The sequence below is a fragment of the Gammaproteobacteria bacterium genome, assembly GCA_019911805.1.
Taxonomy (GTDB): Bacteria; Pseudomonadota; Gammaproteobacteria; order Thiohalobacterales; family Thiohalobacteraceae; genus JAHJQQ01.
Genome location: JAIOJV010000082.1, coordinates 1 through 8,434 on the forward strand (window position 1 = coordinate 1; position 8,434 = coordinate 8,434).

Sequence of the window (8,434 nt, forward strand, 5' to 3'; positions counted from 1 at the left end):
GACCGGAGACGCCCCCATAGCTCATACCGGCAGTTTCGGTGAGTTTCAGCCATTCGAGATTCGTGGTCGTGTCCCTGATCATCAAGCCGTCACCGGTCGTCTGCCAGTCGCCACCGATCAATGCGGCGTCCGCCGGAGTGGCCAGTATCAGCGTCAGAAATCCAGCTGAGATAGATGTATTCACAAATGGATTGAACATGGCGTTCCCTCTCAAAATACGGCAGCAAAGGCCGAGGGTTTCCGTACCCCACAGCTGAGATGATTCTGGACGGATATCGGTAAAAAAGATGTAAGTATGCACCTACAAGAATTGTGCGAAACGCTCGGGCTGTCGCTGTATTGATACGCTACCGGCACGCCCGCACCAGGTGGCGCAGCCATTGTGTGCGTCTACTCCGCCATGCCGTATTTCTTCAGCTTGCGCCACAGCGACACCCGGTCGATGCCGAGGATCTGGGCGGCCTGGGTGCGGTTGTCCCTGGTCTGGCCGAGCACCCAGCGGATGTATTCGGCCTCCTGCGCCGCCAGCGTCGGCAGGATGACGCCGCTATGACCGGGCACGCCGCGCAGGTCCTCGGGCAGGTGTTCCAGCCGCAGGACGTGGTCGCCAGCCAGCGCGACACCGCGCGCGATGGCGTTCTCCAGCTCACGCACGTTGCCCGGAAACCCGTAGACCTGCAGCGCGGCCAGCGCCGCAGGATCGAGTTCGGTGACCGGGCGGTGCATGGACTGCGCGGACTTCTTCAGGAAATGCTGTGCCAGCAGGGCGATGTCGTCGCGGCGTTCGCGTAATGGCGGGACATGCAGGTTGACGACATTGAGCCGGTAATAGAGATCACTGCGGAAGACACCCGCATCCACCGCGGCCTTGAGTTCACGGTTGCTGGCCGCCAGATAGCGCACGTCCACCTGGGTGGGTGTGGTGGCCCCGATACGCAAAAACTCGTGTTCCTGCACCACGCGCAGCAGCTTCACCTGCATGGCCTGGGACATCTCCGTGACCTCGTCGAGGAACAGCGTGCCACCCGCGGCCGTCTCGATCAGGCCTCTGCGATCGGAATCCGCACCGGTATACGCACCCTTGACATGCCCGAACAGTTCGTTCGACAGCAGTTCTTCGGCGAAGGCCCCGCAGTTGAGGGCGACGAATGGGCCGTTGCGGCGCGGACTGTGGGTGTGCACGTAGCGCGCCAGCAGTTCCTTGCCGGTACCACTCTCGCCGGTGATGAAGATGTTGCAATCGGCCACCGCCGCCTGGCGTGCCGTTTCCAACAGCCGCTGCATCACCAGATCGCGGGTGATGATGGCCTCCCCGCCCTGATAGCCCTCGACGGCGGCGCGCAATTCACGGTTTTCACGCCGTAGTCGGCTCAGCTCCGCGGCCTCGCGTACCACGTGTCGAACCTCGTCCAGCCGGAACGGCTTGGTGATGTAATGAAACGCACCCTCCTTCATCGCATCCACCGCGGACGTGACAGTCGCGTAGCCGGTGAGGACGATCACGGCAACGTCGGGATACCGTTCGCGCGCCCGCCGCAGCACCTGCATGCCATCGACCTTTTCCATGCGCAGGTCGGTGAGCACGACGTCGAAGCGCTCTGCGTCCAACACCTCCAGCGCCGCGGTGCCGCCGTGCCGCCCCTCGACCTCGTAGCCCTCCTTGCCGAGCGCATAGACGAGATTGCGCACGGCGGTCGCCTCATCGTCGACTACCAGCACACGTGTCGGTTCTGTGGTGATCGGTGGCGTGCTCATGCGGCATTTCCCACCCGCGGCTGGCGGCGCGGCAGCAACACCATGAAGCGGCTACCCTCGCCCGGCTGGCTGACGACACCGATGCAGCCGCCGTGCCGCTCGATGATCTCCTTGACCACGTGGAGGCCAAGACCGGAGCCATGCCCGACATCCTTGGTGGTGAAGAAGGGATCGAACACCTTGGACAGTATCTCGGCAGGAATACCAGGGCCGTCGTCGACCACACTGATGAAGACGGCGTTATCCTCGAGGTCCATGGTTGTCGGTGAGCGTGTCCAGACGTAGGCATCGAGTGGCGGACCCTCCAGCTGGGCGTGTCGCGCCACACAGCGCACCTGTATCTGCCGTCCGCCCGCTTCGAGAGCGTTACCGATGAGGTTGATGAAGACCTGCTGCAGCTTCTGCGCATCGGCATCGATGACCGGATCGCCGGCGACGTCGACCACGACCGCGACACCTTGCGGGCCACGGCTACCGACCAGGGCCACGCTCTTGTCCAGGACATTGCGCAGCCGGGTCGGCGCGGTGCTGTAGGGGCTGTCGCGTGCGGAGTCGAGCAGCGTGGCGACGATACGCCGGGCACGCTCGGTCTGCTCGTCGATATCCTGCAGCCAGGCGCAGATCTGCGCATGATCGGCGGCGTCCAGCTCCTCCTGCAGCAGCTGGTTGGTCGTCGAGATGTTGGAGAGGGGGTTGTTGAGTTCGTGCGCGACACCCGCTACCAGGGTACCCAGGCTGGCGAGCTTTTCGGACTGCAGCAGATGCCGGCGGCGTTGCTCGAGCTCGTGCAGCGTGCGATTGAAGGCCTCGGTGAAGCGCATGAGCTCTCGGTCACCGGAACGTGCCGGCAGCGCATTCAGGCGCCCTTGCCCGACCGCGGCCACGTCCCGCTCCAGCTCGCGCAGCGGCCAGGCCACCGCGCGCGACAGGAAATACGCCAGGAACAGGCTCACGACGGTCACCGCCGCCAGGGCGCCCACCAGGGTGACGCGTGCACCATTGAGAAGTGCGCGCATGGCGGCGCGTTCATCGGCGTTGAAACGTTCCGCGACCCTGGAGAGGTCGTGGCCCAGCTCGCGCAGGGTCTGTTCGGCGTCCACCGCCTCCGGCCGACCGATCCCGGCCCGTTGCAACCGGGCGATCTGGTCATCGTAGCGCCGCAGGCGATCCCCTATCCGTGCGAGTTCGGCCGCCGTCGCAAGCTGGCGGAAGGCCACGCTGTGGTCCCGCAGCAGGTCCTGGATCTGTCGGGCGTAGTCACGCGCGGCAGCGGCATCCCCTGGCACCCCGTAGAGGAAGTAATTCTTCTCAAACCGCCGCATCTCGAGGGTGGTGTCCAGAAATGTGGAGATCGCATCACCCCAGTCCAGCCGCTCCTCCAGGAAGCGCAGGCTCGCATAGGCGAACACCGCCAACACGATCATGCTGACCGCGAACAGGTAATACCCGGCAGTGATCTTGCGGCGGAGACTGCGCATAGGCCCTCACGATCGTTGCAGTATGCAACACCACCGTTCGGATGTGCAACACGGCTGTTGAACGCCATTATGACGTTGGACCAGGCAGAGGAATCGCTGCTTTGATGGGAATGGAGGCCAAACACACTGTTGCAAGATGCAACACCCAAAACAACAACAGACAGAATAATATAAGTTAAAACAACAAGTTAAAACTTGGCATGGAAGCTGATTAAGGAATCAAAGAGATTCTAATATTCAAGCAGGTTTCGTATGATCCGTTTGCGTGACGCCTTCCTGGAAATTTCCCGCCGTGCCGGGGCAGGTTTCTCGGCTGCCCAGCAGGGTGAATATCTTCACGGCTGGTTGCCCGCTATGGCCCAGCGTCCGGCGACTCCGGCACCCCGGGAAGAGCGGACAGCCCGACACACGGACACGGACACACCGCCGGCCCCCGGCGGCCAAGCCCTCTCCTGCTGACACCCGCGACGATCACCGCCGCCAGACCGGCGTTTACACACCGCACGCTCGCCCCGCCGGCCGCGACCGCGCCCGGACGAGCACGATGCAACCTGCAACTGGAGACCCATGACCGAAATCATCCGCTTCACGCTCCGCAACCTGTTCCCCTTTCTCAACTGGTGGCCACTGGTCAACCGCGAGACATTGCGCGCCGATCTGATCGCCGGCCTCACCGGTGCCGTGATCGTGCTGCCACAGGGCGTCGCCTTCGCCATGATCGCCGGCCTGCCGCCGGAATACGGCCTCTACACCGCCATCATCACGCCCGTGATCGCAGCCTTGTTCGGCTCGTCGCGGCATCTGGTGTCGGGCCCGACGACGGCGATCTCCATCGTGGTGTTCGCCGCCATCAGCCCACTCGCCGAGCCCGGCTCCGCGGATTTCGTGCGCCTCGCCCTGACCCTGACCTTCATGGCCGGCGCCGTGCAGCTGGCCTTCGGGCTGGCGCGTCTCGGTGCCCTGGTGAATTTCGTGTCGCACTCGGTGGTGGTGGGCTTCACCGCGGGCGCGGCGGTGCTGATCGCCACCAGTCAGGTGAAGCATGTACTCGGTATCGGGCTGCCCTCGGGCAGTGATTTCCTGCACACCTGGCTGCATCTGGGCAGCCATCTGTGGGACACCAATGTCTATGTGCTGGCGGTCGCCGGCACGACGCTGGTCAGCGCCATTCTGCTCAGAAAATACCGGCCACGGTGGCCAGGAATGCTGCTGGCCATGATCATCGGCAGCCTGCTCAGCCTGGGCCTGGACGGCGCCCAGCACGGGGTGTCCCTGGTCGGTCAGCTGCCGGCACAGCTGCCGCCGCTGTCTTCACCGGACTTCAGCCGGGCGACCATCAAGAGCCTCGCATCGAACGCCTTCGCCATCGCCTTGCTCGGACTGATCGAGGCGGTGTCCATCGCGCGCGCCATCGCCACGCGCTCGCACCAGCGCATCGACGGCAACCAGGAGTTCATCGGCCAGGGCCTCTCGAATGTGGTCGGCAGCTTCTTCTCCAGCTACGCCGGCTCGGGCAGCTTCACGCGTTCGGGCATCAACTTCCAGGTCGGCGCGCGCACGCCGCTGGCAGCGATCTTCGCCGCCGGACTGCTCGCCGTGATCCTGGTGACCATCGCACCGCTGACCGCCTATCTGCCGATCCCGGCCATGGGCGGGGTGATCCTGATGGTGGCCTACAACCTGATCGACTTCCATCACATCCGCAAGCTGCTGCGGCTCGGCCCGTCCGAGGTGGCAGTGTTGGCCACGACCTTTTTCGCAACCCTGTTCCTGGAACTGGAATTCGCCATCTATCTGGGCGTGTTCCTGTCGCTGACGCTGTACCTGAACCGCACCTCCAAACCGCGTATCGTCGAGCTGGTACCGGATCCGGACGACAGCAAGCGTAAGCTTACCAACATCGCCCACAAGCCGCTCGCCGCCTGCCCGCAACTCAAGGTGGTACGCATCGACGGTTCGTTGTTCTTCGGCGCGGTCAACCACGTGGCCGAGAAGTTGCAGAAGTTCGGCGAGGAATCACCCGGCCAGCGGCACATCCTCATCGTCGCCAACGGTATCAATTTCATCGATGCGGCCGGGGCCGAGGCCCTGGTTGCCGAATCCAAGCGCCGGCGCGCCCTGGGCGGTGGACTGTATCTGAGCGGGCTGAAGGAACCGGTGCGCGAATTCCTGGAACGTGGTGGGTTCACGGAGGAATTGGGACACGGGAACGTGTTTGTCTCCAAGTACGACGCCATGTCCGACATCTTCGAGCGCCTCAGCCGCGACATCTGCAGCCGCTGCGAGGCGCGTGTATTCCTGGAGTGCCACGTGCTGGCACGCAACAATCTGAAGGAGGCGCGCCGGCGGGCCAACGCCGAGAGCGCGGCGGCCTGAACCCGGCGGCGTGCCGGCAACCCGGCGGTATGCCGGCAACCCGGATCCAAACCACTGCCTATCAACAACACCCGCCTGTTCTGGTATCGTTCCCACGGCAAGCCGCAATGCCGGCCGTCGGGCCACAGGGGATCGCCGCGTGGGTTTCTTCAACAAGGGTTACCATCCACCGGGGACCGCGCCCGGCACCCTGGTGGAGCGGCCAGCGGAGACGCCGAGCCGGGTCCACATCAGCCTGATCGACTACACCGCCGACGAGTTCGTCGAACGGGACCTCGCGGACGCCGCCGACTGCCGACCCTATCTGGAACGACAATCCATCACCTGGATCCATGTGCAGGGCGACGTGCCGGCGGATACGCTACGCAGCCTCGGTAAACTGTTCGAGCTGCACCCGTTGGCATTGGAGGACGTCCTGAATGCGGGGCAGCGCCCCAAGCTGGACAGCTATGACGACCGGGACTTCATCGCGGTGAATCTGCCGGAGTTCAGCAACGGCAATGTCTCCGTCAGGCAGATCAGCCTGTTCTTCGGTCAGGACCACGTCATCAGCATCTGCAACTCGGCCAATGATCCGTTCGAGCCGGTGCGCCGCCGGCTGCGCGCGTCCAAGGGGCGGTTCCGCAATCGCGGTGCGGATTACCTGCTCTACACGCTGCTGGACGTGATCATCGACGCCGGCTTCCCGATGTTCGAGACCATCGGCGAGTCCCTCGAGGATCTCGAGACGGAACTGCTGGGTGACCCCGATCAGGAGACGCTCGGGCGCATCCACCATCTGAAGCGCGAACTCCTGCTGCTGCGCCGCAGCCTGTGGCCGCAGCGCGAGGTCATCAATGCCTTGCTGCGCGAGGAACACGAGCGGATCAACAATGAGACGCGCCTCTATCTGCGCGACTGCTACGACCACACCGTGCAGATCATGGACCTGCTGGAGACCTATCGCGACATGACCGCAAGCATGCTGGACGTGTATCTGTCGACTATCAGCCACCGCACCAACGAGGTCATGCGGGTACTGACCATCATCGCCACCATCTTCATTCCGCTGACCTTCATCGTCGGTGTCTATGGGATGAATTTCAGCCACCCGACGAGTCCCTGGGCCATGCCCGAGCTGCATTGGTATTACGGCTATCCGCTGATCTGGCTGGTGATGATCGCGGTCGTCGTGGGACTGCTGTACTTTTTCCGGCGCCGCAACTGGCTTTGACGCCAGCGGCCGCGACCGCTCACACCCCCGCGGACCTCAACACCATCTGCACGGCGAACCACACCGTCAGCACGAAGGCGGCGGTCACCACCAGACCGGCCACGACATACACCCAGGGCCGACCCTGGGTGAAATCTTCGCGGCGGGCGCGGCCGCTGCGCACGCCGAACATACCCGCCAGTACACCGCCGAACACCCGCCCCAGGGACTGCCCCTTACCCGACTCCCCTGCCATGTCTGCCCTCCCCGGTTTTCGCTTTCGCCAGATCAACGACTTAAGTCGGGCCACGCCGCGCCGATAGCTTGTCCTGCGTGCCTTGGCACCGTAATAACACAAAATGCCGCAAGGCGTTATCGGCCTCAGCGCCGTTTCACCCAGGGATGGGCTGCACTGACAGGGACGTCGACATATTTTTGGTCTGCCAGGGATGCGCTCGGACCCGAAGAATCCCCCAGGTATCGGAGCTTTGCATGGCGACTGTCCTAGTCATCGATGAACAGGCCGCGAGCCGCCAACGGCTCACGGAACTCGCCCACGGCTTCGACAGCTTCATCCAGGTGGAGGCCTTCGCCTCGCCCCACGACGCTCTGCGCTGGCTGGGCTGGCATCCAGCCGACCTGGTGCTGGTCGACTGTGGACAGGCAGGCAGCGATGGCATCGACTTCATCCGCCGCCTGCGCGCCCTGCCGGGCTGCACCCACCTGCCGGTGGTGATCGTCACGGCCCAGGAACAGCGCGATGCGCGCTACGCGGCCCTGGAGGCCGGCGCCACCGATTCGCTCATCCGCCCGGTCGACGCATTGGAATGCCGCGCCCGCTGCCGCAACCTGCTCACCCAGTATGAACAACACCGCATCATCCGCGACCGCGCCCGCTGGCTGGAGCGCCAGGTCGACGAGGCCGTCGGCGCCATCCGCGTACGTGAGCAGGAGACGTTGCTGCGGCTGGCGAAGTGCGGCGAGTACCGCGACGAGATCACCGGTAATCACGTCATCCGTATGGCGAAGTACGCACGCCTCATCGCCGCAGGACTCGGCCTCTCCCGGGACGAATGCAACGTCATCGAACTGGCCGCACCCATGCACGATATCGGCAAGATCGGCATCCCCGACGAGATCCTGCTCAAGCCCGGGAGACTCCCCGAGCACGAGTTCACCCGCATGCAACGCCACACCCTGATCGGCTACGAGATCCTCAAGGACAGCCCCTCGCCCTATCTGCAGATGGGCGCAGTGATCGCGCTGGCGCACCACGAACATTTCAATGGCAGTGGCTACCCGTATGGGCTGCGGGGCGACGCCATCCCTCTCGCGGCACGCATCGTCGCGGTCGCCGACGTCTACGATGCACTGACCTCGGCCCGCCCCTACAAGCGTCCCTGGACCGCCGAGGACGCCATCACCTTCATGGCCCGCAAGCGCGGCCGGCATTTCGACCCGCAGTGCCTGGATGTCTTCCAGGCACAGATGGACCGGGTCGTCAGGATCCAAGATTTGCTCTGCGACCCGGCCGATCTCCATAGCAACCAGGACGGGCGGGAGACGGCGTAGCCGGGATTCGGGATTCGGGATTCGGGATTCGGGATTCGGGATTCGGGATTCGGGATTCGGG

Annotated in this window: 7 protein-coding genes; 3 read left to right on the forward strand and 4 right to left on the reverse strand. The window is 64.2% G+C overall.

Going from position 1 to position 8,434, the window contains the following annotated elements; all coding sequences use genetic code 11:
• The 3 genes from K8I04_10780 to K8I04_10790 all read right to left on the reverse strand — a co-directional run.
• The coding region (locus tag K8I04_10780) for a hypothetical protein (protein MBZ0072194.1) at nucleotides 1-301 on the reverse strand (301 nt) is incomplete at its 3' end.
• A gap of 89 nt (nucleotides 302-390) precedes the next feature.
• Complete coding sequence (locus tag K8I04_10785) at nucleotides 391-1,755, reverse strand: sigma-54 dependent transcriptional regulator (GenBank protein ID MBZ0072195.1); 1,365 nt, start codon at nucleotides 1,753-1,755, stop codon at nucleotides 391-393.
• A complete protein-coding gene (locus K8I04_10790) occupies nucleotides 1,752-3,233 on the reverse strand; it encodes a HAMP domain-containing histidine kinase (protein MBZ0072196.1) in 1,482 nt (493 codons plus the stop codon). The genes K8I04_10785 and K8I04_10790 overlap by 4 nt, the downstream gene beginning before the upstream one ends.
• A 567-nt stretch (nucleotides 3,234-3,800) precedes the next feature.
• Between K8I04_10790 and K8I04_10795 the strand changes: the two genes are divergently transcribed.
• Together K8I04_10795 and corA are read left to right on the forward strand one after the other, a co-directional pair.
• On the forward strand, nucleotides 3,801-5,609 hold the full coding sequence (locus K8I04_10795; GenBank protein ID MBZ0072197.1) for a SulP family inorganic anion transporter: 1,809 nt from the start codon (nucleotides 3,801-3,803) through the stop codon (nucleotides 5,607-5,609).
• 139 nt (nucleotides 5,610-5,748) lie between these two features.
• Complete coding sequence (gene corA / locus K8I04_10800; GenBank protein ID MBZ0072198.1) at nucleotides 5,749-6,822, forward strand: magnesium/cobalt transporter CorA; 1,074 nt, start codon at nucleotides 5,749-5,751, stop codon at nucleotides 6,820-6,822.
• Between the two features lie 19 nt (nucleotides 6,823-6,841).
• Here corA and K8I04_10805 read toward each other — a convergent pair whose 3' ends face one another.
• On the reverse strand, nucleotides 6,842-7,057 hold the full coding sequence (locus K8I04_10805; protein ID MBZ0072199.1) for a DUF2970 domain-containing protein: 216 nt from the start codon (nucleotides 7,055-7,057) through the stop codon (nucleotides 6,842-6,844).
• Between the two features lie 236 nt (nucleotides 7,058-7,293).
• Between K8I04_10805 and K8I04_10810 the strand changes: the two genes are divergently transcribed.
• Nucleotides 7,294-8,373, forward strand: coding sequence for an HD domain-containing protein (locus K8I04_10810; protein MBZ0072200.1), 1,080 nt, complete (start codon nucleotides 7,294-7,296; stop codon nucleotides 8,371-8,373).
• Nucleotides 8,374-8,434 lie beyond the last annotated feature (61 nt).

Coding starts and splice junctions, on each gene's coding strand:
- K8I04_10785 (MBZ0072195.1), bottom strand. CDS start 1,755: ATGAGCACGCCACCGATCACCACAGAACCGACACGTGTGCTGGTAGTC.
- K8I04_10790 (MBZ0072196.1), bottom strand. CDS start 3,233: ATGCGCAGTCTCCGCCGCAAGATCACTGCCGGGTATTACCTGTTCGCG.
- K8I04_10795 (MBZ0072197.1), top strand. CDS start 3,801: ATGACCGAAATCATCCGCTTCACGCTCCGCAACCTGTTCCCCTTTCTC.
- K8I04_10805 (MBZ0072199.1), bottom strand. CDS start 7,057: ATGGCAGGGGAGTCGGGTAAGGGGCAGTCCCTGGGGCGGGTGTTCGGC.
- K8I04_10810 (MBZ0072200.1), top strand. CDS start 7,294: ATGGCGACTGTCCTAGTCATCGATGAACAGGCCGCGAGCCGCCAACGG.